21 protein-coding genes and 4 pseudogenes are annotated in these 24,878 nt (G+C 39.6%); 24 read left to right on the forward strand and 1 reads right to left on the reverse strand.

The features are described from left to right. A pseudogene (locus HSISS3_RS11585) lies at positions 1–267 on the forward strand (transposase); the annotation flags it as partial. 42 nt (positions 268–309) lie between these two features. On the opposite strand, the pseudogene guaA reads toward HSISS3_RS11585, so the two are convergent. After that, a pseudogene (gene guaA, locus HSISS3_RS04165) lies at positions 310–1,871 on the reverse strand (glutamine-hydrolyzing GMP synthase). A gap of 163 nt (positions 1,872–2,034) precedes the next feature. Here guaA and HSISS3_RS04170 point away from each other — a divergent pair. The 23 genes and pseudogenes from HSISS3_RS04170 to alsS all read left to right on the forward strand — a co-directional run bounded on the left by HSISS3_RS04170 (position 2,035) and on the right by alsS (position 24,864). Beyond that, positions 2,035–2,732, forward strand: a pseudogene (locus HSISS3_RS04170) (GntR family transcriptional regulator). Between the two features lie 65 nt (positions 2,733–2,797). Then, positions 2,798–3,130 carry a putative DNA-binding protein gene (locus HSISS3_RS04175; protein ID WP_002888504.1) on the forward strand — a complete coding sequence of 111 codons (333 nt, stop codon included), beginning with the start codon at positions 2,798–2,800 and terminating at the stop codon, positions 3,128–3,130. A 32-nt stretch (positions 3,131–3,162) separates the two neighbouring features. Further along, the gene (gene ffh, locus HSISS3_RS04180) at positions 3,163–4,725 is read left to right on the forward strand and encodes a signal recognition particle protein (protein WP_021151805.1); all 1,563 of its coding nucleotides are present in this window, start codon (positions 3,163–3,165) and stop codon (positions 4,723–4,725) included. Between the two features lie 102 nt (positions 4,726–4,827). Next, complete coding sequence (locus HSISS3_RS04185) at positions 4,828–5,355, forward strand: ECF transporter S component (protein WP_021151806.1); 528 nt, start codon at positions 4,828–4,830, stop codon at positions 5,353–5,355. Between the two features lie 23 nt (positions 5,356–5,378). Then, a complete protein-coding gene (locus HSISS3_RS04190; RefSeq protein WP_021145276.1) occupies positions 5,379–5,894 on the forward strand; it encodes a transcription repressor NadR in 516 nt (171 codons plus the stop codon). Between the two features lie 94 nt (positions 5,895–5,988). After that, positions 5,989–6,678 carry an XRE family transcriptional regulator gene (locus HSISS3_RS04195; protein WP_021151807.1) on the forward strand — a complete coding sequence of 230 codons (690 nt, stop codon included), beginning with the start codon at positions 5,989–5,991 and terminating at the stop codon, positions 6,676–6,678. A 130-nt stretch (positions 6,679–6,808) separates the two neighbouring features. Further along, positions 6,809–7,662 (forward strand): annotated as a pseudogene (ylqF, locus tag HSISS3_RS04200) (ribosome biogenesis GTPase YlqF). Then, positions 7,649–8,416: a ribonuclease HII gene (locus HSISS3_RS04205; protein ID WP_021151810.1), complete on the forward strand. Its 768-nt coding sequence runs from the start codon at positions 7,649–7,651 to the stop codon at positions 8,414–8,416. The pseudogene ylqF and the gene HSISS3_RS04205 overlap by 14 nt, the downstream one beginning before the upstream one ends. A gap of 9 nt (positions 8,417–8,425) precedes the next feature. Beyond that, positions 8,426–9,346, forward strand: a complete 921-nt coding sequence (locus HSISS3_RS04210) for an ROK family protein (RefSeq protein ID WP_021145281.1) — start codon at positions 8,426–8,428, stop codon at positions 9,344–9,346. 68 nt (positions 9,347–9,414) lie between these two features. Further along, entirely contained in the window at positions 9,415–10,254 is an 840-nt protein-coding gene (gene dprA, locus HSISS3_RS04215) for a DNA-processing protein DprA (RefSeq protein ID WP_021151811.1), read from the forward strand. A 168-nt stretch (positions 10,255–10,422) separates the two neighbouring features. Then, a complete protein-coding gene (gene topA / locus HSISS3_RS04220; RefSeq protein ID WP_021151812.1) occupies positions 10,423–12,567 on the forward strand; it encodes a type I DNA topoisomerase in 2,145 nt (714 codons plus the stop codon). A 114-nt stretch (positions 12,568–12,681) separates the two neighbouring features. Further along, the gene (locus HSISS3_RS04225; protein ID WP_021151813.1) at positions 12,682–13,506 is read left to right on the forward strand and encodes a TraX family protein; all 825 of its coding nucleotides are present in this window, start codon (positions 12,682–12,684) and stop codon (positions 13,504–13,506) included. A gap of 35 nt (positions 13,507–13,541) precedes the next feature. After that, positions 13,542–14,201, forward strand: coding sequence for a response regulator transcription factor (locus HSISS3_RS04230; protein WP_021151814.1), 660 nt, complete (start codon positions 13,542–13,544; stop codon positions 14,199–14,201). Further along, entirely contained in the window at positions 14,192–15,568 is a 1,377-nt protein-coding gene (locus HSISS3_RS04235) for a sensor histidine kinase (RefSeq protein ID WP_021151815.1), read from the forward strand. Before HSISS3_RS04230 ends, HSISS3_RS04235 begins: the two co-directional genes overlap by 10 nt. Before the next feature lie 117 nt (positions 15,569–15,685). Next, positions 15,686–17,029, forward strand: coding sequence for a methylenetetrahydrofolate--tRNA-(uracil(54)-C(5))-methyltransferase (FADH(2)-oxidizing) TrmFO (gene trmFO, locus HSISS3_RS04240; RefSeq protein ID WP_021151816.1), 1,344 nt, complete (start codon positions 15,686–15,688; stop codon positions 17,027–17,029). A gap of 177 nt (positions 17,030–17,206) precedes the next feature. Further along, positions 17,207–17,620, forward strand: a complete 414-nt coding sequence (ndk, locus tag HSISS3_RS04245) for a nucleoside-diphosphate kinase (protein ID WP_167546244.1) — start codon at positions 17,207–17,209, stop codon at positions 17,618–17,620. A 1-nt stretch (position 17,621) separates the two neighbouring features. Further along, entirely contained in the window at positions 17,622–17,915 is a 294-nt protein-coding gene (locus HSISS3_RS04250; RefSeq protein WP_008534736.1) for a rhodanese-like domain-containing protein, read from the forward strand. A 212-nt stretch (positions 17,916–18,127) separates the two neighbouring features. After that, a complete protein-coding gene (locus HSISS3_RS04255; RefSeq protein ID WP_008534735.1) occupies positions 18,128–18,892 on the forward strand; it encodes a (S)-acetoin forming diacetyl reductase in 765 nt (254 codons plus the stop codon). A gap of 97 nt (positions 18,893–18,989) precedes the next feature. Then, positions 18,990–19,154: a hypothetical protein gene (locus HSISS3_RS11950; RefSeq protein ID WP_008534734.1), complete on the forward strand. Its 165-nt coding sequence runs from the start codon at positions 18,990–18,992 to the stop codon at positions 19,152–19,154. Positions 19,155–19,275: 121 nt separating this feature from the next. Continuing rightward, positions 19,276–21,108, forward strand: a complete 1,833-nt coding sequence (lepA, locus tag HSISS3_RS04260; RefSeq protein ID WP_021151818.1) for a translation elongation factor 4 — start codon at positions 19,276–19,278, stop codon at positions 21,106–21,108. Between the two features lie 101 nt (positions 21,109–21,209). Further along, positions 21,210–22,535: a hypothetical protein gene (locus HSISS3_RS04265; protein WP_021151819.1), complete on the forward strand. Its 1,326-nt coding sequence runs from the start codon at positions 21,210–21,212 to the stop codon at positions 22,533–22,535. 98 nt (positions 22,536–22,633) lie between these two features. Next, positions 22,634–22,975, forward strand: coding sequence for a hypothetical protein (locus HSISS3_RS04270; protein ID WP_021151820.1), 342 nt, complete (start codon positions 22,634–22,636; stop codon positions 22,973–22,975). A gap of 212 nt (positions 22,976–23,187) precedes the next feature. After that, complete coding sequence (gene alsS / locus HSISS3_RS04275) at positions 23,188–24,864, forward strand: acetolactate synthase AlsS (protein WP_021151821.1); 1,677 nt, start codon at positions 23,188–23,190, stop codon at positions 24,862–24,864. The last annotated feature ends 14 nt before the right edge of the window (positions 24,865–24,878 follow it).

Consider the following 24,878-nt stretch of genomic DNA (forward strand, 5'->3'; position numbering starts at 1 on the left):
AGATGAGTTTTTTGAGCTCATAGAGGAGAATATAAGCAAGGTTAATCATTACTTCAAAACTGTCTTTAGGACCTTCCTTAGACACAAACCATACATCAAAAATGCGCTAGAAACACATTACTCAAATGCAAAATTGGAGGGCACCAATAAGCTTATCAAAGATATTAAACGTCTGGGCTTCGGTTTTAGAAACTTTATTAACTTTAGGAAGCGTGTTTTCATCACTCTGAACATACAAAAAGAGAAAACCTATCAGGTTCTCTCTAGATGTTAGCTTTTCGTCACCCACTACAGTTGACAAAGAGCCTTTTATTCCCACTCAACAGTTGCAGGTGGTTTACTTGTAATATCGTAGACGATACGGTTAACGTGGTCAACTTCGTTAACGATTCGAACAGAAATCTTTTGGAGAACTTCCCACGGAAGTTTCGCAAAGTCAGCTGTCATACCGTCAATTGAAGTGATGGCACGGATAGCGATAGTGTAGTCGTAAGTACGGCCATCACCCATAACCCCGACAGAACGAACACCTGTGTTAACTGTGAAGTATTGCCATACATCACGGTCAAGACCAGCTTTGGCAATTTCTTCACGAAGGATAGCATCAGACTCACGAACAGTTTCAAGTTTCTCTTCAGTGATTTCACCCATAACACGGATGGCAAGTCCAGGTCCTGGGAATGGTTGGCGCCAAACGACTTCGTCAGGCATTCCCATTTCAGTACCAAGGGCACGTACTTCATCTTTAAAGAGGGTATTAAGCGGTTCAATCAATTCAAACTGCATGTCTTCTGGAAGACCACCGACGTTGTGGTGAGATTTGATTGTTTGAGCTGTCTCAGTACCTGATTCAATAATATCAGTATAAAGTGTTCCTTGAGCTAGGAAGTCAACGCCTTTAAGCTTACTTGCTTCGTCATCAAAGACATAGACAAACTCGTTACCGATGATTTTACGTTTTTCTCAGGATCATCAACACCAGCCAAGAGGTCTAGGAAGCGTTTAGAAGCATCAACACGGATAATGTTAAGGCCAAATTTACCTCCGAGCATCTCCATAACTTGGTCACCTTCACCTTTACGGAGAAGACCGTGGTCAACGAAGATACATGTCAATTGATCTCCGATAGCTTTTTGCAAAAGGACACCAACAACAGATGAGTCAACCCCACCTGAGAGTCCAAGAAGGACTTTACGGTCACCAACTGTTTCACGGATTTGTGCTATTTGCATATCTACGAAGTTAGCCATTGACCAGTCACCTTTGGCACCACAGATACCAAAAGCAAAGTTTTTCAAGATATCATTACCATATACAGAGTGACGAACTTCTGGGTGGAATTGGATACCGTAGAAGTTTTTCTCCGTATTTTCCATTGCTGCAAATGGGCAATCCACTGAGTCACCGACTAGATGGAACCCTTCCGGAATCTCTGTAACAGCATCACCGTGGCTCATAAGGACGACCTGCTCTTCAGGAGTACCAGCAAAGAGTTTAGAGTCAGCACGAAGTCGAAGTGTTGATTGACCATATTCACGGTTACCAGCTTCACCAGCAGGAAGTACTTTACCACCAAGTTTGTGAGTCAACAGTTGCATTCCGTAACAAATACCGAGGATTGGAATACCGAGTTCAAAAATCTCAGGATCAATGCTAAAAGCGTCATCAGCATATACAGAGTTTGGACCACCAGAAAGTACGATACCGATTGGATTAATCTCTCGCACTTCTTCAGCAGAAATCTTATGGCTCTTCAACTCAGAGAAAACGCCGAATTCACGAATACGACGTGCAATAAGCTGATTGTATTGGCTACCATAGTCTAGAACAATGATTTTCTGCACATCATTCAATGTAGAAATGTCAGTCATTATTACCCTTTCTTTTTACGTCACATAAGGACTCTTATGCTTTCATTGTATCACAAATTTAAGGACTTAGCACCTAGATTTATACGAGAAGCTACAAGTCATTTAATCACCTTTACAATTCTGACTCTTTTTTGTAAAATAGGGATAACAAGGGGGGTATTAGATGTTACCAGCGTATATTCGCATACATGATAAAATAAAAAAGATATTGATGAAGGTACTTGGAAAATTGGGCAACGTCTTCCTAGTGAGCGAGATCTTTGCGAAACTTTTGATGTCAGTCGCATGACTGTACGGCAGGCCATAACACTGTTAGTTGACGAGGGAATTTTGGAGCGTAAACCAGGTAGTGGGACCTTCGTTGCCAGTAGTCGTGTTAAGGAGAAGATGCGTGGAACCACGAGTTTTACGGAAATCGTCAAAGCGCAAGGCAAGAAGCCGTCTAGTCAGCTTATTTCTTATAAACGTCTACATCCCAATGAGTTTGAAATCAAGAATTTAGGTGTCTTACCACAGTCTTATGTGATTAGGATGGAGCGTGTTCGCTTTGCCGATGACATCCCAGTTGCATATGAGATTGCTAGTATCCCTGAAAAGATTATCCGTGGCTTTGAAGAATCTGAAATTACAGAACATTTCTTCAAGACCTTAACCGATAATGGTTATGAAATAGGGAAGAGCCAACAAACCATTTCGGCTAGTTTGGCCAATAGTAGTCTAGCCAAGCACCTCAAGGTTAAGACTGGTGATGCCCTCTTAAGTCTGACGCAAATTTCCTTTCTTCAAGATGGACAGGCTTTCGAATATGTACGTAGCTACTATGTCGGTGATCGTTTTGAGTTTTATTTGGAGAACAATTAGAAGTCACTGCTTTTTTCTGCACAAGAATCGTGCTAACACCATGATTTTATGGTAAAATGGAGCTTATGGAAATTGAAAAAACCAATCGCATGAATGCTCTTTTTGAGTTCTATGCTGCCTTGTTAACAGATAAGCAGATGAACTATATTGAGCTTTATTATGCGGATGATTATAGTTTGGCAGAAATTGCTGAAGAATTTGGCGTCAGTCGTCAGGCGGTGTATGATAACATCAAACGTACTGAGAAGATTTTGGAAGCTTACGAGATGAAATTACATATGTATTCAGATTACATCGTCCGTAGCCAAATTTTTGATGATATCATCGAAAAATACCCAGATGATAGCTATCTTCAGGAACAAATTGAAATTCTAAGTAGCATTGATAATAGAGATTAGATTCAAGCAGAAAGTAAGAGAGGAAATAATATATGGCTTTTGAAAGCTTAACGGAACGCTTGCAAGGCGTTTTCAAAAATCTAAGACGTAAAGGAAAACTTTCAGAGAAAGAAGTTCAAGAAGTCACTAAAGAGATTCGTTTGGCACTCCTTGAAGCAGACGTTGCCCTACCGGTTGTTAAGACATTTATCAAACGTGTTCGTGAACGTGCCGTAGGTCACGAAATCATTGATACTCTTGATGCTTCACAACAAATCATCAAGATTGTTAATGAAGAATTAACAGAGATTCTTGGGTCTGAAACATCTGAAATTGAGAAATCTCCAAAGATTCCAACTATCATAATGATGGTTGGTCTCCAAGGGGCTGGTAAAACAACCTTTGCTGGTAAATTAGCTAATAAGCTGATTAAAGAACAAGAAGCTCGCCCAATGATGATTGCGGCGGATATCTATCGTCCAGCAGCCATTGACCAGTTGAAGACCTTGGGCCAACAAATTAATGTTCCTGTTTTTGATATGGGAACAGAGACACCAGCGGTTGAGATTGTCAAAAATGGTTTGGAACAAGCGCGTGCCAATAAAAATGACTATGTCTTGATTGATACGGCGGGTCGTTTGCAGATTGACGAAACCCTCATGCAAGAGTTGCGTGATATCAAGGATTTCGCCCATCCAAACGAAATTCTCTTGGTTGTTGATAGCATGATTGGTCAGGAAGCTGCTAATGTTGCCAAGGAGTTCAATGAACAACTGGATATCACAGGTGTCGTTCTTACTAAAATTGACGGTGACACACGTGGTGGTGCGGCTCTTTCTATTCGTGAGATTACTGGTAAGCCAATTAAATTCACAGGTACTGGTGAGAAAATTACGGATATTGAGACTTTCCACCCAGAACGCATGTCAAGCCGTATCTTAGGTATGGGAGACCTTCTTACCCTTATTGAAAAAGCTTCTCAAGAGTACGACGAGAAAAAATCTCTTGAGTTGGCTGAGAAGATGCGTGAAAACACCTTTGACTTCAATGACTTCATCGACCAATTAGACCAAGTGCAAAATATGGGTCCTATGGAGGATTTGCTTAAGATGTTGCCAGGTATGGCTAACAATCCAGCCTTGGCTAATGTTAAAGTAGACGAGAAACAGATTGCACGCAAGCGTGCCATTGTATCATCAATGACACCAGAAGAGCGTGAAAATCCTGATCTCTTGACACCGAGTCGTCGTCGCCGTATTGCCAATGGTTCGGGAAATACCTTCATCGAAGTAAACAAGTTTATTAAAGACTTCAACCAAGCCAAACAAATGATGCAAGGTGTTATGTCTGGTGATATGGAGCAAATGATGCGTCAAATGGGTCTTAACCCAAATAATATGCCAAAAAACATGCCAAATATGCCTGATATGGGTAATATGGATATGTCTGCCCTTGAAGGCATGATGGGTGGCGCAGGTATGCCGGATCTTGGGAACATGGACCTTAGCCAAATGCTTGGTGGTGGTCTTAAAGGTAAGGTCGGTTCATTTGCTATGAAACATGCTATGAAACGTCAAGCTAACAAGATGAAGAAGGCTAAGAAAAAACGTAAATAAGAAAGGACTAGGGCTTATGGCTCTAGTTTTTTTATGGCATATTGACTTCTAGGGATATACATTGTAATATACTAGTGTATATACAATAAAAAGGAGTAGATTATGAAACCGAAAAAGAGAATTCAAGAAATGACCTTTGCAGCTTTGTTAACTGCGATTGCTATCCTTATCCCGAGTATTATGCCAATTAAATTAATCATTCCACCGGCTTCTTATACCTTGGGGAGTCACGTTCCAATATTTCTAGCTATGTTTATATCGCCCTGGGTAGCAGCTTTTGTTATCTTAGCGTCTAGTTTAGGATTCCTTATGGCCGGCTATCCGATTGTCATTGTTTTTAGGGCATTCTCGCATATCGTCTTTGGTTTGTTAGGAGCTTTTTATTTGAAAAAATTCCCTCAAACAATAGAAAACCATAAATCATCACTAATTTTTAACTTTGTTTTAGGTGTTATTCATGCTGTAGCTGAAGTAATTGCTTGTGTGATTTTTTATTCAGTAACGGGAGAGGACTTCCAAAAACTATTTTATGTTCTGTTTGTTTTAGTTGGATTTGGTACTATTGTCCATAGTATGATAGACTATGTTATAGCATTAACGATTTTCAAAAGTATTCGAAAAATTCGATAGTTGTAAGAGGAGTTGTTTAGTCTATGACTTTAAATCGCAAGCAAGAATTATTGGCACTGTTAAAGCAGTCTAAAGAAGCGATAAATGGGCAGAGTTTGGCGGAACATTTTGGTGTTACCCGTCAAATCATTGTCCAAGATATTGCACTTTTGCGAGCAGATGGTGCTCAAATTATTTCAACTAACAGGGGTTATATTTATAAAAACAGTGATGATAATTCTTATGAGCATCGACTCTTTAAAGTGAATCATACGGTGAATGACATGGAAGAAGAGCTTCTAGCTATTGTCGATAATGGGGGGCGTATTCAAAATATCATGATTGATCATCCAGTCTATGGTGAAATTCAAACCTTGTTGAAGTTGACTTGTCGTCGAGATGTTAGACATTTTTTAGAACAAGCAGCGTCAAGTGATTTTCGTCCACTATCTGAATTAACCAATGGTGTTCACTATCACCTTGTTGAAGCTGATAGTCAACAAGATTTAGATTACATTGAAGAGGTACTTGACAATATAGGATTTTTGGTCAAAGAATAATACAAAAGAGAAATGTAAAAGTAGTTGATTTCACTTGAAATCAACTACTTTTTTTGGTAAACTTATGTTAGTTTATTAACTTACGGAGGTGGCTATGTTTTCAGGACAAAAACTAAAGGAAATTCGAGAAGCGCAAGGAATGAGCCAAGCATCAGTGGCTAAGCATCTGGGAATTTCACGCTCCTCTTATTTTAATTGGGAAAATGGTAAGACAAAGCCAAATCAAAAGAATCTTACAGTATTGTCCCAACTTTTTGGCGTGGCTGAGACATATTTTCTGTCTGAACACGAGATAGTGGAAGTTTACTTGGAACTCAATGACGAAAATCGTAAAGAAGCTTTGCGACTCACTAAGGCTCTTTTAGAAGAACAAGAAGCAGAAAAGCAGAAAGCACCTGTTATTCCGTTATACTCTTATAAAGTTTTCGAGCGTTTATCAGCCGGAACAGGATATACTTATTTTGGTGATGGCAATTATGATGAAGTTTTCTATGATGAAGAATTAGACCATGATTTTGCTTCTTGGGTTTTTGGAGATTCTATGGAACCCACTTACTTAAATGGAGAAGTAGTGTTGATCAAACAAACTGGTTTTGATTATGATGGTGCTGTTTATGCTGTGGATTGGGATGGTCAAACCTATATCAAAAAGGTTTATCGTGAGGAAGAGGGCCTGCGTTTAGTTTCTCTTAATAAACGCTATGGTGACAAGTTTGCTCCTTATGATGAAGACCCTCGAATTATCGGTAAAATTGTCGGTAACTTCATGCCTATTGAGGCCTAACCAAGTGACAACAATTGGGCATCTCAACCTAAATCTGTTATAATATAAGTAAAGTAAAGCCAAGATTTTGGCTTTTTTTAAAAGAATTTATATGATATTTTACTAAGGCTATTAAAGAGGAGAAAAACAAATGGCAACTATTCAATGGTTCCCTGGGCACATGTCCAAGGCTCGCCGACAGGTCCAGGAAAATATAAAGCATGTTGATTTTGTCACCATTTTAGTGGATGCACGTTTACCACTTTCAAGTCAAAACCCTATGTTGACTAAGATTGTTGGCGACAAGCCTAAGCTTTTAATTCTCAATAAATCGGATCTTGCTGACAGCAATCGGACCAAAGAGTGGCGTACTTACTTTGAGAAACAAGGCATTAAAACTCTGGCTATTAATTCCAAGGAGCAGTCTACGGTTAAATTGGTGACAGATGCTGCTAAGATTCTTATGTCTGAGAAAATTCAACGCTTGCGTGAACGTGGAATTCAGAAAGAGAACTTGAGAACCATGATTATTGGTATTCCAAATGCAGGGAAATCAACCTTGATGAACCGCCTCGCTGGTAAAAAATTGCTGTTGTGGGAAATAAACCTGGTGTTACAAAAGGCCAACAATGGTTGAAGTCAAATAAGGACTTGGAAATTCTTGATACTCCGGGTATCTTGTGGCCTAAGTTTGAGGATGAATTGGTTGGCTTGAAACTTGCTTTGACGGGTGCTATCAAAGACCAGCTGTTACCAATGGATGAAGTTACTATTTTTGGACTCAACTACTTTAAAACCTACTATCCAGAACGTCTCGAGGAACGTTTTAAAGGGATTGACCTTGAAGAAGAGGCTCCAGAAATCATTATGGAAATGACCCAAAAACTAGGCTTTCGTGAAGATTATGACCGTTTTTACAGTCTTTTTGTCAAAGATGTTCGTGATGGAAAACTAGGCCGTTACACACTTGATATTGTTGGGGTTGATACTGATGGCGACAATTAAAGAAGTCAAGGAACAATTAGCAACTTTGACAGACCTAGACGACCATCGTTGGGCGACATTTGAGGAAGATAGCCGTACTGGGGTACAGACCGCTATTAAGCAACGCCGTAAGGCCATCCTGGCGGAGATTGCGGAGGATGAGCGTTTGGAAACGATGCTTAATTACGAAAAATTGCTCTATGCCCAGGGAGTTGAACTCATTGCAGGTGTTGATGAAGTTGGACGAGGCCCCCTGGCTGGACCAGTGGTTGCCGCAGCTGTTATCTTGCCAAAGCTTTGCAAAATCAAAGGCCTCAATGACAGTAAAAAAATCCCAAAATCAAAACATAAAGCCATCTATAAGCAGGTAATGAAACAAGCAGTGGCTGTCGGTATTGGTGTTAAGGACAATCATGTCATTGACGATGTCAATATTTATGAGGCAACTAAACTTGCTATGATTGAAGCTATTGAAAACCTCAGTCCTCAACCAGAACAGTTGTTAATTGATGCTATGACTTTAGATTTACCTATAGGACAAACATCAATTATTAAGGGGGATGCTAATTCCTTATCTATTGCTGCAGCATCAATCGTAGCAAAGGTAACCCGTGATGAGATGATGGCTGATTATGATCAAGAGTATCCTGGCTATGCATTTACCAAAAATGCAGGCTATGGAACTAAAGAGCATTTATCTGGTTTGGATAAACTTGGTATCACGCCAATTCATAGAAGAAGCTTTGAACCCATAAAGTCAATGCTTAAAAAGTAGGTGAGCAGAGTGATTGTAGCTATTGATATCGGAGGAACCTTTGTCAAGTTTGGTTTAGTTGACGATAATTTCAATATTACCAATCAATCTAAAGTTCCAACTCCAGCAAGCATAGATGATTTCTGGGGAACTTTAGAAAATATTGTTTCATCATATGAAGATGAAATTTCGGGGATTGCTATTGCGTGTCCGGGAGAAATTAATAGTAAACGTGGCTTTGTTTTCAAGGGGGGCCTTATCCCTTATTTAACAGCTATTCCTCTTGGAACAGGTCTATCTAAAACTTTTCAATTACCTGTAAAGGTTATCAATGATGCTGATGCGGCTGCTCTGGCTGAAGCTAGATATGGTAGTCTACAAGAAGTTGATTGTGGTGCTGCCTTGGTTTTAGGTACGGGTGTTGGCTTAGGGCTCGTCTCTCAGGGAGCCCTGTTAACCCCTCTTTTGGTTTCCAAATTTCTGAGAGGACCAAGTTCCCAAAGTAAGAGTCAAACGGCTCTCCCTTTTAAGTGGGCCTTGTTTAAGCAGGCACTGATCAGCCTTGTCGATAATAAAGGTTCTGCGGTTGGTTTTGTCCATGAGGCCAGTCAATTACTTGGCTTAGATCAGGATGATGGTCCAGCTGTCTTCTCAGCTATAGAAGAAGGTCAATTTGAAAAACTCAATTCGCTATTTAAGGACTATTGTCATGAAATTGCGGTGCTTATTCTGAATTTACAGACTTTCATGAACTTAGAAAGAGTCGTTATCGGCGGAGGCATCAGCAGACAAAATTCTTTGATAGCAGGTATTGTTAATGCTTATGAAGAGTTATTTAATGAAAAGTCTGATTTAGGTTTTGATCCAATTTCGATTCAAGCTTGTCATTTTCATAACGACAGTAACCTCCTAGGCGCAGCGTCTTATTTTATGTCTGAAAATGATTTATAATCAAGGAAAGTTCCATAAAGGGAACTTTTTTCTTTATCTCTTGCGAATAAAGAAATGGAGGTATTTATATGAATAACTTTGAACTTTTTAAACTAAAAGCCGCTGGATTGACGAATTTAAACATCCTTAATATTTTAGACTATCAGAAGACTCAAGATAGAAAATTAAGTTTACGAGATATGGCAGTGGTTTCAAAGTCTAAAAATGCCGTTCTTTTTATGGAAAAATACAAGACTTTAGATATTAAGCAACTTAAAGAGCAGTATCAGCGTTATCCGACAGTATCTATTTTTGACCAGGAGTATCCGATTGAGTTAAAGCACACCTACAATCCACCAGTTCTCCTCTTTTATCAAGGAAATATTGAGTTGTTGAGTAAACCTAAGTTAGCAATTGTTGGGGCAAGGAAGTGCTCTGAAACAGGAAAACAGTCGGTTCGTAAGGTTGTTAATGAACTCGGTAATCATTTTACTATCGTTAGTGGCTTGGCGCGTGGCATTGATACCTGTGCCCATATGGAAGCTTTGAAAAATAAAGGTAACACCATTGCAGTTATTGGGACTGGACTAGACGTCTATTATCCTAAAGAAAATAAAGCTTTGCAGGATTATATGAGTAAAAATCATCTCGTGCTTTCAGAATATGCACCGAGTGAACAACCTCTCAAGTATCATTTTCCAGAACGAAATCGTATTATTTCAGGCTTGTGTCAGGGGGTTTTAGTTGTAGAGGCTAAGCTTCGATCGGGAAGTTTGATTACTTGTGAGCGTGCCATGGAGGAAGGAAGAGATGTTTTTGCTATTCCAGGAAATATTTTAGACGGAAAATCGGATGGCTGTCATCACCTCATTCAAGAGGGCGCAAAGTGTATTACGACGGGATTTGATATCCTTTCTGAGTTTTCTTAAAAATCAAACTTCTCCTATAGAGAAAAAATTTTTTTATTGACAGTTTAAGGAAAGGACGGTATTATGTTAGTTGCTCGGTCCAAGGTGTTGCACTTTTTAATGTCTTGTGACTAAAATATAGACAGATTAATGGCGCAGCCAGTTTATAACAAAATAAGGAAATAATCTATGGCGACAGCAACGACAACAAAAACGAAAACTAAAACAACAAAGAAATCAACGGCAAAAAAGACGACTAAAAAAAGAGCGACACCAAAGAAAAATTTGGTTATCGTGGAGTCTCCTGCCAAAGCAAAAACCATTGAAAAGTACCTTGGGCGCAATTATAAAGTTGTAGCCTCTGTTGGGCATATCCGTGATTTGAAAAAATCAAGTATGTCCATTGACTTTGAAAACAATTACGAACCACAATATATCAATATTCGTGGTAAGGGACCACTTATCAATGAATTAAAGAAAGAAGCTAAGAAAGCTAAGCAAGTCTTTCTCGCAAGTGACCCGGACCGTGAAGGAGAAGCTATTTCATGGCATTTGTCACATATCCTTGGACTGGATGATCACGATAAGAATCGAGTTGTGTTCAATGAAATCACAAAGGATGCGGTAAAAAATGCCTTCGTAGAGCCACGTGCCATTGACATGGACTTGGTAGATGCGCAGCAAGCTCGTCGTGTCTTGGACCGTATTGTGGGTTACTCAATCTCTCCACTTCTTTGGAAGAAGGTTAAGAAGGGTCTTTCTGCAGGGCGTGTCCAATCGGTAGCTCTTAAGCTTATTATTGACCGTGAGAATGAAATTAAGGCCTTTAAACCAGAAGAATACTGGACTATTGATGGTGCCTTTAAGAAGGGGGCTAAGAAGTTTCAGGCTAGCTTCTATGGCTTGGATGGTAAAAAGCTTAAGCTCAACAATAATGACGATGTTCAAGCTGTTCTTTCTCGTATCACGAGTGATGACTTTAATGTTGATAAGGTAGAGAAAAAAGAACGCCGTCGTAATGCACCATTGCCATATACAACGTCATCACTACAACAGGATGCTGCCAATAAGATTAACTTCCGTACACGTAAGACCATGATGGTTGCTCAGCAGTTGTACGAGGGGATTAATCTGGGTTCAGGGGCTCAGGGGTTGATTACATATATGCGTACGGACTCAACACGTATCAGTCCGGTTGCTCAAAACCAAGCTGCTGAATTTATTACAGAACGCTTTGGTTCTAAGTATTCTAAGCATGGTAGCAAGGTGAAAAATAGCTCAGCAGCTCAAGATGCCCATGAGGCTATTCGTCCTTCAAATGTTTTTCAAACGCCAGAAAGCATTGCCAAGTATTTGGATAAGGATCAACTCAAGCTCTATACCCTTATTTGGAATCGTTTTGTAGCCAGTCAAATGACAGCTGCAGTATTTGATACGATGAAGGTGACCTTGTCTCAAAATGGTGTCATTTTCACAGCAAATGGAAGCCAAATCAAGTTTGACGGTTATATGGCCGTTTACAACGACTCTGATAAGAACAAAATGCTTGCTGATATGGCTGAGGGTGATACGGTTAAGAAGGTTGTGACAACGCCTGAACAACACTTCACCCAACCTCCTGCACGCTATTCTGAAGCGACATTGATTAAGACGCTAGAAGAAAACGGCGTTGGTCGTCCGTCTACTTATGCGCCAACGCTTGATGTTATCCAACGTCGCTACTATGTCAAATTGGTGGCTAAACGATTTGAACCAACTGAACTTGGTGAAATCGTCAATAGCTTAATCGTCGAATTCTTCCCAGACATCGTGGATGTTAAATTCACCGCCGAGATGGAAGGGAAACTCGATAAAGTCGAAATCGGTAAGGAACAATGGCAGAAGGTCATTGATGAATTCTTCAAACCTTTCCAAAAAGAATTGGAAAAAGCTGAAGAAGGTATTGAAAAAATCCAAATCAAGGATGAGCCTGCTGGTTTTGATTGTGATCTCTGTGGTCACCCAATGGTCATCAAACTTGGTCGCTACGGTAAGTTCTACGCATGTAGTAATTTCCCAGACTGTCATAACACCAAGGCCATTACTAAAGAAATTGGCGTTACTTGTCCAACCTGTGGTCAAGGTCAGGTCATCGAACGTAAGACAAAACGTAATCGTGTCTTCTACGGTTGTGACCGCTATCCTGACTGTGAATTTACGTCATGGGATATTCCTGTTGGACGTAACTGTCCTAAATCAGGCGATTACCTCGTCGAGAAGAAAGTACGTGGTGGTGGCAAACAAGTCATCTGTAGTAACGAAGAGTGTGATTACAAAGAATCTGTTGTTAAATAAAGACATAGCTATCTCAAGTTAAGACTTGGGATAGTTTTTTGTATTTTATCCAAAAAACTTATACTTTCCTTAAATTTGTTTTTTATACTAATGATGAAAGAAAGGAGAGTTACTATGAAATGTTTAAGTCTATCAGGTTTCCAACTCAAATATATAGCCCTCATTACTATGGTATTCGACCATATTCACTATTTTTTTGAGTATACAGGAAAAATACCCATTTGGTTTACTATGATTGGGAGATTAGCGGCCCCCTTGTTCCTTTTTACTGTGATTGAAGGTTTCGTTCATACACGCAATCGAAAAAAATACTTCCTAAAGATTTATGCTTTAGCAATTTTGATGGGATTGATTCAGTTTGGATTTTATAATTTTCTACATCCTCTTGTAAGGGCAGATGGTTTCTTTCCACAAAATATGATGTTGTCATCGTTCGCTATTTTGCTCGTTGCTCTTCAAGGTATTGCTTGGATTCAAGAAAAGAAATATCTAAAAGGAATCCCAACCTTACTTTTCCCCTTATTGCTTCCATGGTTAATGGCACCTTTTTATCTGCTAAGCGCAAACAAACCTATGTTAGGTTTTCTACTAAATTTACTCAATTTTACAGTGCTACCAGTTCATACATTTATCAGCGATGGAGGGACGTGGTTGCTTTTGACTGGTATCGCTATGTATCTTTGTCATAAGAATCTTAAGAAAGAAGTGCTTGCTTTTGTGAGTGTTAGTCTTGTTTGGGTACTAATGGCGATTGTATTGGGTAGACTTTCTATTCACGACTTAATGTTTAAATATATTGAATGGATGGAACTATTTGCAGCTCCTTTGATGCTTTGTTATAACGGTCAAAGAGGGAACGGGTCAAAATATTTATTCTATGTCTTTTACCCAACACATATTTATCTACTCTACGCCTTGTCAGTTGTCTTCTATAGATGATATGATAAGGGTAAATTTGTATGAAAGGAGAGGTCATGGCTCAGATACTTGTTATTGATGATCAGGAAGATATTGTGAAATTGGTTGTAAAGGCCTTAGAGCTTCAAAACCATAAGGTGACAGGACTTACGAGTGTTTTGGACTTGGATAAGAACTCGTTGCCACGGTTTGACTTGATATTGCTGGATATCATGATGCCTGATGTTGACGGTCTCCAGTTCTGTCATGAGATTCGGGAACAGGTGGATTGCCCCATACTTTTTATTACTGCCAGAACGCAAGAGGCTGATATTGTTCAAGGCTTGACTTATGGTGCAGATGATTATATTTGCAAACCATTTGGGGTTAAAGAACTCCAGGCTCGTGTGGCTGCTCACTTGAGACGGGAACATCGTGAGCGTCATCATAAGCTTTCACTTGGTGATTTTCAGTTTGATTTGTCGGCTCAGGAGCTTTATGTTGAAAATCACTTGTTAGATTTGACTAAGTCGGAGTACGGTATTTGTCAATTTTTGGCTGAAAATAAGGGCCAAGTCTTTTCAAAAGAACAAATCTACACGCATTTGTATGGCTATGAGGATAAAGGAAGTCCAACAGCAGTGGCTGAACATATTAAAAATATCCGTGCAAAGCTAAAAGAAGTTGGGCAAAATCCTATTGAAACAGTCTGGGGGATTGGTTACAAGTGGCACTAATTAAAAAACGAGAACACTCTCTAAGAACACTATTGTTATCTTATGTTGTCAGCTTGACGGTCCTCTCGGCAATCAGTAGCCTACTTATTTTGTCTTTGTTCAGCTTGTCTTATCGTTTTGGGGTAGTGATTCCAGCAAATCAAGTTGAGAGTGATTTATCTGCTGTGAGAAGTGATATTGAAACTTCTAAGGTCTTTAATCCCGAGATTTTACCTGATGGCACGAGTTATGTCTTTTTGACTAGGGATTTCAAGCTTAAGAAGTCTAACATGCCAGTTAACTTGCAAGAAGAATCCTTACTAAATTACCAATTCAAGAATGCTCACGGTGGGATATACGGCTATTTTCAGTCTTTTGAAAGGTCAGATGGCATAGTCATTGTCAACTATCAACTATCACCTCGGTATCGTAACGCTTGGATGAACCAGTATTTTCCCAATGCTGATCTTATGATGATTGGCTCAATGATGGTGTCCATTTTACTCATCTTTGTTGTTTTAACATTCTTCTATGCCAATAAATTACGTCAACAGCTTAGACCAATACTGAGAGCAACTGAGAAAATAGCAGAGCAAGACTTGGATTTTCAAACCTCCCGGTCTACCATTAAGGAGTTTAATCAAGTTTTAAGTGGTTTGGACCACATGCGTGCTGCACTTCGTGACTCTTTGATGGAAAATTGGAAGGCAGAGCAGGATAAGCAAAATCATATTTCAGCCTTAACCCATGACCTGAAGACACCGCTGACAGTTGCTCGTGGCAATGCTGAACTCTTAGCTATGACGCCCTTAGATGAGGAGCAAACGGACTTGTTAGAGCATTTTCAAAAAGGGATTGCACAGGTTGATTCTTATGTTCAAGAGTTGTCCGAACTCAACAAAACGAGTTTTAAGAAAACCTTGACGCTTGGAGAAGTTTCGGTCAAGGACTTTGTTGAAGACATTTATGACCAATCCTTGTCACTAGCACAAACCAAACAAATCAATGTTACATTTGACAAGAAGGATATTAAGAAAGAAATCATAGGCCATTGGGACAGGTCCTTGTTGAATCGAGCTTTTATGAATATCGTTTCGAATGCGTTAGAGCATACGCCTAGTGGTAGTCAGCTGTTCTTAACTGCTAGGGTAGAAGAAGATGAATTTACGTTTATCTGCCTTGACTCTGGCCCTGGATTTTCCCTTGAATCCCTTGAAAAGGCCACTCAGCTCTTTTATCAAGAGGATAAAAGTAGACAGAGCCGCAATCACAGTGGTCTTGGTCTAACTATTGCCAATGATATTGTTCGCTTACATCATGGTAGTCTTTCGCTTTCAAATTGTGATAATACAGGTGGTGCTAAAGTGACTATCATTTTACCCCTATAAATACAGATGACTCCTAGTCGCCAGACGAGGAGTTTTTTGCTATACTACTAAGAGTAAAAATGAAGAAAGATTTGTGGGGGCAGGATTTCATCTTGTTCCCGAAGAGGTATTAGTGTCATGTCTCAATCAAAAGCAGATTATATTAACGTGATTGGAGCTGGTTTGGCCGGCTCCGAGGCGGCTTATCAGATTGCCAAACGTGGTATTCCGGTAAAACTTTATGAAATGCGTGGGGTCAAAGCAACACCTCAGCATAAGACAACAAATTTTGCAGAATTAGTTTGTTCTAACTCTTTCCGTGGAGATAGCTTGACAAATGCTGTAGGGCTTCTTAAAGAAGAAATGCGTCGCTTGGACTCTATCATTATGCGTAATGGAGAAGCTCACCGTGTGCCAGCTGGTGGTGCCATGGCTGTGGACCGTGAAGGTTATGCAGAAGCAGTGACAGCTGAAATTAAGAACAATCCATTAATTGAAGTTATCCGTGAAGAAATCACAGAAATTCCTGATGATGCCATTACAGTTATTGCTTCAGGTCCTTTGACTTCTGATGCTTTAGCTAAAAAAATTCATGAGCTCAATGGTGGAGATGGGTTCTATTTCTATGATGCCGCTGCACCGATTGTTGATAAAGCGACTATCGACATGAACAAGGTTTACCTTAAGTCACGCTACGACAAGGGTGAAGCTGCTTATCTAAACTGTCCAATGACCAAGGAAGAATTTATGGCCTTCCATGAAGCCTTGACAACAGCTGAAGAAGCCCCCTTAAATTCTTTCGAAAAAGAAAAATATTTCGAAGGGTGTATGCCTATCGAAGTCATGGCCAAACGTGGTATTAAGACAATGCTCTATGGCCCTATGAAGCCAGTTGGTTTGGAGTATCCTGAGGATTACAAGGGGCCACGTGATGGGGATTTCAAGACACCTTATGCGGTTGTTCAGCTTCGTCAGGACAATGCGGCTGGTAGCCTCTATAATATCGTTGGTTTCCAAACCCACCTCAAATGGGGAGAGCAAAAGCGTGTTTTCCAAATGATTCCAGGTCTTGAAAATGCTGAATTTGTGCGATATGGGGTTATGCACCGCAATTCCTACATGGATTCGCCAAACTTGCTTAAACAGACCTTCCAATCAAAATCAAACCCTAACTTGTTCTTTGCTGGACAAATGACTGGTGTTGAAGGTTATGTTGAATCAGCTGCCTCAGGATTGGTTGCTGGAATCAATGCTGCCTGTCTCTTTAAGGGTGAAGATGAAGTTATCTTCCCTCAGACAACAGCTATCGGTAGTCTTCCCTATTATGTGACACATGCTGAAAGCAAACATTTCCAACCAATGAATGTTAACTTCGGTATTATCAAAGAGTTAGAAGGCCCACGTATTCGTGACAAGAAAGAGCGTTATGAAAAAATTGCTGAGCGAGCTCTTAAAGATTTACAAGCTTTTATTCAAGCATAGAAAACAACAAAATCCCTTACTGTATTGGTAAGGGATTTTGTAATTAGCAGCATAATCACGCTAATGAAAAATAGTTAATTTGTTACCTGTCATATAGTTAGAGACTATAAAAGGCCCAAGTCTGCAAAAACTGGCATCCTGTGGTAAAATGAAAAGAAAATAATGAAAGTTGAAATCATGCAAAAAACATTATTTATCATTAAACCAGATGCTGTTAAACGTCACCTCGTTGGACAAGTCATTGACCGTATTGAGCGTCGTGGCTTTACTATTGAACGTATGGAAATGCTAACGCTTGACCTAGAGCGCCTTAAAAAGCATTATGCTCAGTTGGTAGATAAGCCATTCTTCTCTAGTATTACAAACTATATGATGAGTGGGCCAGCAATTATTGGAATTCTTTCGGGGCCAGGTGTTATCAAATCATGGCGTGATATGATGGGAGCGACAAATCCTGGTGAAGCTGCTCCTGGCACAATTCGAGGTGACTTTGCGACCGCACCCGATGAACATGGTATACAAAATATTGTTCATGGATCTGATTCAGAAGAATCTGCGGCTCGAGAAATCGATCTTTGGTTTGGTGAATAACATGGATTTAAAGCAGATTCAAAATGATATAGCTCAAGGTGGATTGCTCATTGATGTTCGTAGTCCGGAAGAGTATGCAGAAGGACATGTTAAGGATGCTTTATTAATACCTCACACGCAGTTTTTCACAGCTGACATTCCAGCTAAAAAAGACGATTCAATTTACCTTTATTGTAAAATGGGACCTCGGGCTGACTTTGCTGCAGCAGTGCTTCATGAGAGAGGTTATAGCAATGTTACCAACCTTGGTGGCTTGGATGACATGGAAGCACTAGGCTTTGAGTTCGTTTTATAATAGGACAAAATAACAGACATCCCTTATCTATTTTCAGAAAAGTATGACATTTGCTTGACAACGTTTTCATAAAAGCGTAGAATCTTATTTAAGTTAAGACAAAGCCTATGAAAATGACTTTGCCAGAACTTGACTAACTTTGCGTATTCCGATTGAGATAAGCTTTGTTGGATCAATGAAGTAGGGCTTCAATTGGTAGAGGAGGATTTTATATGTCTAAAGTTGCTATTGTTACAGGTGCAGGTCAAGGTATTGGTTTTGCGATTGCAAAACGTTTAGTTGAAGATGGATTTAAAGTTGGAATTTTAGATTACAATGCTGAAACTGCTGATAAAGCGGTAGCTGAATTGTCTGCAGATAAGGCTTTTGCTGTCGTAGCAGATGTCTCTAAACAAGCTGAGGTAGCAGCAGCCTTCCAAAAAGTTGTCGATCACTTTGGCGATTTGAACGTTGTTGTCAATAATGCTGGTGTCGCACCTACAACTCCACTTGATACAATCACTGAAGAACAATTCCATCGTACATTCAATATCAATGTAGGTGGTGTGATCTGGGGTGCCCAAGCTGCCCAAGCACAATTTAAAGCTCTTGGACATGGTGGTAAAATCATCAATGCGACTTCACAAGCTGGTGTCGTTGGTAACCCTAACTTGACTATCTATGGTGGTACTAAATTTGCAGTTCGTGGTATTACACAAACTTTGGCGCGTGATTTGGCTGACTCAGGCATTACTGTCAATGCCTACGCACCAGGTATCGTTAAGACTCCAATGATGTTTGATATTGCCCACGAAGTTGGTAAAAATGCTGGTAAAGATGACGAATGGGGTATGCAAACATTCGCAAAAGATATCACTTTGAAACGTCTTTCTGAGCCTGAAGATGTGGCAGCTGCAGTAAGCTTCCTTGCTGGACCTGACTCAAACTACATTACAGGACAAACAATCATCGTTGATGGTGGTATGCAATTCCATTAAGATTAAGAGGGAGAGCGGAAGCTCTCTTTTTTTCTTGAAGAATCATAATATTTCTGATAATATAAGGTTAAATAATTACGCTTAAAGGAGTCTTCCTATGTCAGACATTTTACACTATATTGCTGAGCACCCATTTTTCAGCCTCATTCTATTGGGAATTGTCGTGTTAGCTTTTGGTTTAGCACCATTTTCAAGCAGTTCAACAGAGAACAAACGTTCGGCTATTATTAATAAGCACTATAACGATACTTTTAAGAAGTAGGATGACTTAACCGTAATCAGAAAGCAGATATTAGAGATAGGCAAATGCCTGTCTTTTTTGTATAATAGAAGGTAACGATTAGTTTATCTATAATCACAAGTAAGAACTAGGAAAGATAAGAATGCCAAATATTGAAGAATTAAAACAACGACAGGTGAAGATTCGTAACTTCTCGATTATTGCCCATATTGACCATGGTAAATCAACGCTTGCTGACCGTATCTTGGAAAAGACTGAGACAGTGTCTAGTCGTGAGATGCAGGCGCAACTCCTTGATAGTATGGACCTTGAGCGCGAACGAGGAATCACTATCAAACTTAATGCCATTGAGCTCAACTATACAGCTAAGGATGGAGAAACCTATATTTTCCACCTTATTGACACACCAGGACACGTGGACTTTACTTATGAGGTGTCTCGTTCTCTTGCTGCCTGTGAAGGTGCTATCCTTGTAGTAGATGCTGCTCAAGGGATTGAAGCACAGACACTCGCCAATGTTTACTTGGCACTTGATAATGACTTGGAAATTTTGCCGGTTATTAATAAGATTGACCTTCCAGCCGCAGATCCTGAACGTGTCCGTACAGAAATTGAAGATGTTATTGGTCTAGATGCCTCTGAAGCAGTGCTTGCATCAGCTAAAGCTGGTATCGGTATTGAGGAGATTCTTGAGCAAATCGTAGAAAAGGTTCCTGCGCCTCAAGGCGATGTAGATGCGCCTCTTCAAGCCCTTATCTTTGACTCTGTTTACGATGCTTACCGTGGGGTTATCCTCCAAGTGCGTGTGGTTAACGGAATGGTGAAACCTGGCGATAAGATTCAAATGATGTCTAATGGTAAGACCTTTGATGTTACTGAGGTGGGTATCTTCACACCTAAAGCTGTTGGCCGTGACTACCTTGCGACTGGTGATGTTGGTTATGTGGCAGCCTCAATCAAGACTGTTGCGGATACCCGTGTCGGTGATACAGTAACACTTGCGGACAATCCAGCGGCAGAGCCACTCCATGGCTATAAGCAAATGAATCCAATGGTCTTCGCCGGTCTTTATCCAATTGAGTCTAATAAATACAATGACTTGCGTGAAGCTCTTGAAAAGCTCCAGTTGAACGATGCCAGTCTTCAGTTTGAGCCTGAAACGTCTCAAGCCCTTGGTTTTGGTTTCCGTTGTGGTTTCTTGGGTCTTCTTCACATGGATGTTATCCAAGAGCGTTTGGAACGTGAGTTTAACATCGATCTCATTATGACAGCACCATCGGTAGTTTACCATGTTAATACTACTGACGGTGAGATGCTTGAAGTGTCTAACCCTTCTGAGTTCCCAGATCCTACACGCATTGATGCCATTGAAGAACCTTATGTTAAAGCCCAAATCATGGTTCCTCAAGAATATGTTGGTGCTGTTATGGAATTGGCGCAACGTAAACGTGGTGATTTTGAAACCATGGAATATATCGATGATAATCGTGTGAACGTTATCTATCAGATTCCACTTGCTGAAATCGTCTTTGATTTCTTTGATAAATTGAAATCATCAACACGTGGTTATGCAAGCTTTGATTATGAATTGTCAGAATACCGTCGCTCACAATTGGTGAAAATGGATATTCTCCTTAATGGTGACAAGGTCGATGCCCTTAGCTTCATCGTGCATAAGGAATTTGCCTACGAGCGTGGAAAACTTATCGTTGATAAACTTAAGAAAATCATTCCACGTCAACAATTCGAAGTGCCTATTCAAGCGGCTATCGGTCAAAAAATTATTGCTCGTACTGATATTAAGGCCCTTCGTAAAAACGTTTTGGCGAAATGTTACGGTGGTGACGTTTCACGTAAACGTAAACTCCTCGAAAAACAAAAAGCCGGTAAGAAACGTATGAAAGCCATCGGTTCGGTGGAAGTCCCACAAGAAGCCTTCTTGTCTGTGCTTTCTATGGACGAAGAAGAGAAATAAGAGTAATAGTCAGAATGTGATGTTCTGGCTATTTTTGTAAAAAAGTTATGATTAAGAAGATTCTAAAATTTCCCTTCTCAAAGTGTGGAAGGATTTATACTGTGGCTATACTCATGCTTTTCTTTTTAGGAAATGCATATACAAAGCATAAATTTCATGAAAAAGCTGTAGAAGAGTTGCAGACGGCCCTAAAAGCAGATAAGGTAACTTCCAATGAGATTTTTGGTAGTCGTCAACAATATGTTGCCATTAGTCATGAAGAACCCACTTATTATAATTCTGAAGATAATGTAGCTACTGAGTTGATTGGTAGAAATCATTTTGTTCGCTATTACGATACCATGAGTAGTCTGCATCAAGCTCATTTGGTAGTTTATGATATTAACAAAAATTTTGAAAAGAAAATTATTAATTTGACCCCAGATTTGAAGAAAATCAAAAATTTTGAAGATATTGAGGAGTTAAGTGTGTCTTTAAGAGAGATTGATGGTAATGATTATGTTTTCTTGACTACTTCTCAAAGCGATAAGCAATTTGCTTATAATCTAGATACCAATCAATTTTTAACTAGAGACCTACCAGATTATTCTTACAGTAAGGATGAAATGCTTTATTTTGGTGATAGGAGTTCTGCTCGTAATCAGGTGAATGATAGCAACATGTGGGGATATTTAAAGAGAGAAGGAAACTTGGATGAGCTTTTAAGAATGTCTCCAGCTCAAACAAACAACCATTTATCAGCTCATCTAAATGTGATCCTAGAGATTGATAATGTAGATACTTCAAAACAAGAGAATCAAATTAATCTATTTAATGAAAATTCTGAAGTTAAGCCTATTTACGAAGAGGCTGTTAATCAGACAACAACAAACAGTAATACCTTAAAGAAATTTAAAGTATTGACCCGTCAAGGTAAGGAGGGAGATTTTCCGGTCGGTCCAACTGAACCAGTGAAAAGCAGACTACCTAATAAACCAAGCGAGCCAAAGAAAGTTCCAGAATTTAATGTTTTTCCTGATTCTATTTTTCCTCTTAAAACTCCAAGGTTTAGTGACATTCTTAATAAGAAGGCTCAACAAGACTACCAGAAAAAATATCGTTCTTATGAAAGAGCTAGTCAAAAAGCTAAGGAAGATTATAATAGAAAATATAAGGCCTATAAAAAGAAGTTAGCTAAATATGAGTCTTTTAGAGATAGGGAATACGACAAACAATCACAAATCTATTTCTCCCCTGAAGAGCAAACCAATGATATCCTACATTGGTTGGGAATGAATGGTGATCAAGGAATTGTAATTTCTGTAAAAGACGGTGCCGGCATTAAGAAAGATATTCATTCTTTTACTGATATAAAGGATTGGGTAGATGAACATGATGACGATAACAATATAAAATCTGACTTTAGAGACTATAAAGAAGTTAAATAATACTCTCATGGGTCTTGTAGTCTTAATAGGAAACCCATTACAAGATTTTTTCCCATCTTTAGGCTATAATAGACAAAAAGAAGCGTTGGGAGGTTGCTATGGAGATTACAAACTTTATTCCCAGTCAGCGACAGGCTATTTTGGAGCGTTTTCAGCAGGTGGAGGACTTGGGGTTTGGAGCTATTCGCATTGAGATGAAGGTTTCTAACCCTATCGGTATTATCTATGAGTGTTACCTCATAGCTGGTGACAATTATTTTTCGGATCAGTCTGTGGTCTCTTTCCGTATTTTGTATGAAAAAGATGTCGAGCGTATTTCTTTGGATGTGAATGATATTCCAGGACGCTCCACTTTGTCCAATTATTTACAACTTTTGAATATTTTTGAGGCTTTGCAAAATTATCTGAATCGTGAATTTTCTAAGGTCAAAAACACATAAACATCTGATAGCATTCAGGTGTTTATTTTGATTTAGAAGTGCAAAAATTCACAATCTTTTTTTCACAAGAATGCTTAAAAACTGTGCTATAATGATAACAGAATTGTGAAGTGATTAAAGTTTGTGAAAAATCGATCAGGCTTTGACCCTTTATGACTTATATTTGAAAGGAAAGTAGGCTCTGTAGTTGATGAGCCAAAAGGACTTGGTTAATGTCAGAAGGAAAGCAATTGTATGGTGCTGATTTAGTGGTTGATAGCTTGATTAACCACGATGTTAAGTATGTTTTCGGGATACCTGGAGCGAAAATTGATAGGGTTTTTGATACGCTTGAAGATAAGGGGCCGGAATTGATTGTTGCTCGTCATGAGCAAAATGCAGCTTTTATGGCTCAAGGAGTTGGTCGAATTACCGGAAAACCCGGTGTTGTCTTGGTGACATCTGGTCCCGGTGTTTCTAACTTGGCGACTGGTTTGGTTACGGCAACTGATGAAGGGGATCCTGTTCTTGCTATTGGTGGTCAGGTTAAGCGTGCAGACCTCTTGAAACGTGCCCATCAATCAATGAATAACGTTGCTATGTTAGAGCCAATCACGAAGTATGCAGCCGAAGTACATGATGCTAATACCCTTTCTGAGATTGTAGCCAATGCTTATCGTCATGCCAAAGCAGGTAAGTCTGGTGCAAGTTTCATTTCTATTCCTCAAGACGTTACAGACGCCCCAGTCAGTGTCAAGGCTATTAAACCATTGACTGATCCAAAACTGGGGTCAGCTTCTGTCTCTGATATTAATTATTTGGCACAAGCCATTAAAAATGCGGTTTTGCCTGTTTTCCTTTTGGGGAATGGTGCTTCATCAGAGGCAGTAACTCAGTCTATTCGTCAGATTTTGGAGCATGTTAAATTGCCAGTGGTAGAAACTTTCCAAGGAGCAGGTATTGTTTCTAGAGACCTCGAAGAGGACACTTTCTTTGGCCGTGTTGGGCTTTTCCGTAATCAACCTGGTGATATGTTGCTTAAAAAAGCAGACTTGATTATAGCAATCGGTTATGACCCAATCGAGTATGAAGCACGCAACTGGAATGCTGAGATTTCAGCTCGTATCATTGTTATCGATGTAGAACCTGCTGACGTTGATACTTATTTCCAACCAGAACGTGAGTTGATTGGTAATGTTGAAGCAACTTTGGATTTGCTTTTGCCAGCAATCCAAGGATATCAATTACCTGAAGGCTCAGTTGAATATCTTAAAGGTTTGAAAGATACTGTCGTTGATGATGTCAAATTTGACCGTCAGCCTGAAGAAGGTACGGTCCATCCACTTGATTTGATTGAAGTCTTGCAAGATCAAACTGAGGATGACATGACGGTTACAGTTGACGTTGGTAGTCACTATATTTGGATGGCACGTTATTTCAAATCTTATGAACCTCGTCATTTACTATTCTCAAACGGGATGCAAACCTTGGGTGTTGCTCTTCCTTGGGCGATTTCTGCAGCCTTGGTTCGTCCAAAGGAAAAGGTTATCTCAATTTCTGGTGATGGTGGTTTCCTCTTCTCTGGACAAGAGTTGGAAACAGCGGTTCGTTTGAAACTGCCAATTGTTCATATCATCTGGAATGATGGGCATTATAATATGGTGGAATTTCAGGAAGAAATGAAGTATGGTCGCTCGTCAGGGGTTGACTTTGGTCCTGTTGATTTTGTAAAATATGCTGAGAGCTTTGGTGCCAAGGGCTATCGTGCGACAAGCAAAGAAGCCTTTGCGCAATTACTTCAACAAGCACTTCAAGACTCTGATAATGGACCTGTCCTTATCGATGTGCCAATAGACTACAAAGACAATATTAAACTCGGCGAAACTATCTTGCCTGATGAATTTTATTAAGAAGAAGGTGTACA

The organism is Streptococcus sp. HSISS3, from assembly GCF_000448605.1.
Lineage (GTDB): Bacteria > Bacillota > Bacilli > Lactobacillales > Streptococcaceae > Streptococcus > Streptococcus raffinosi.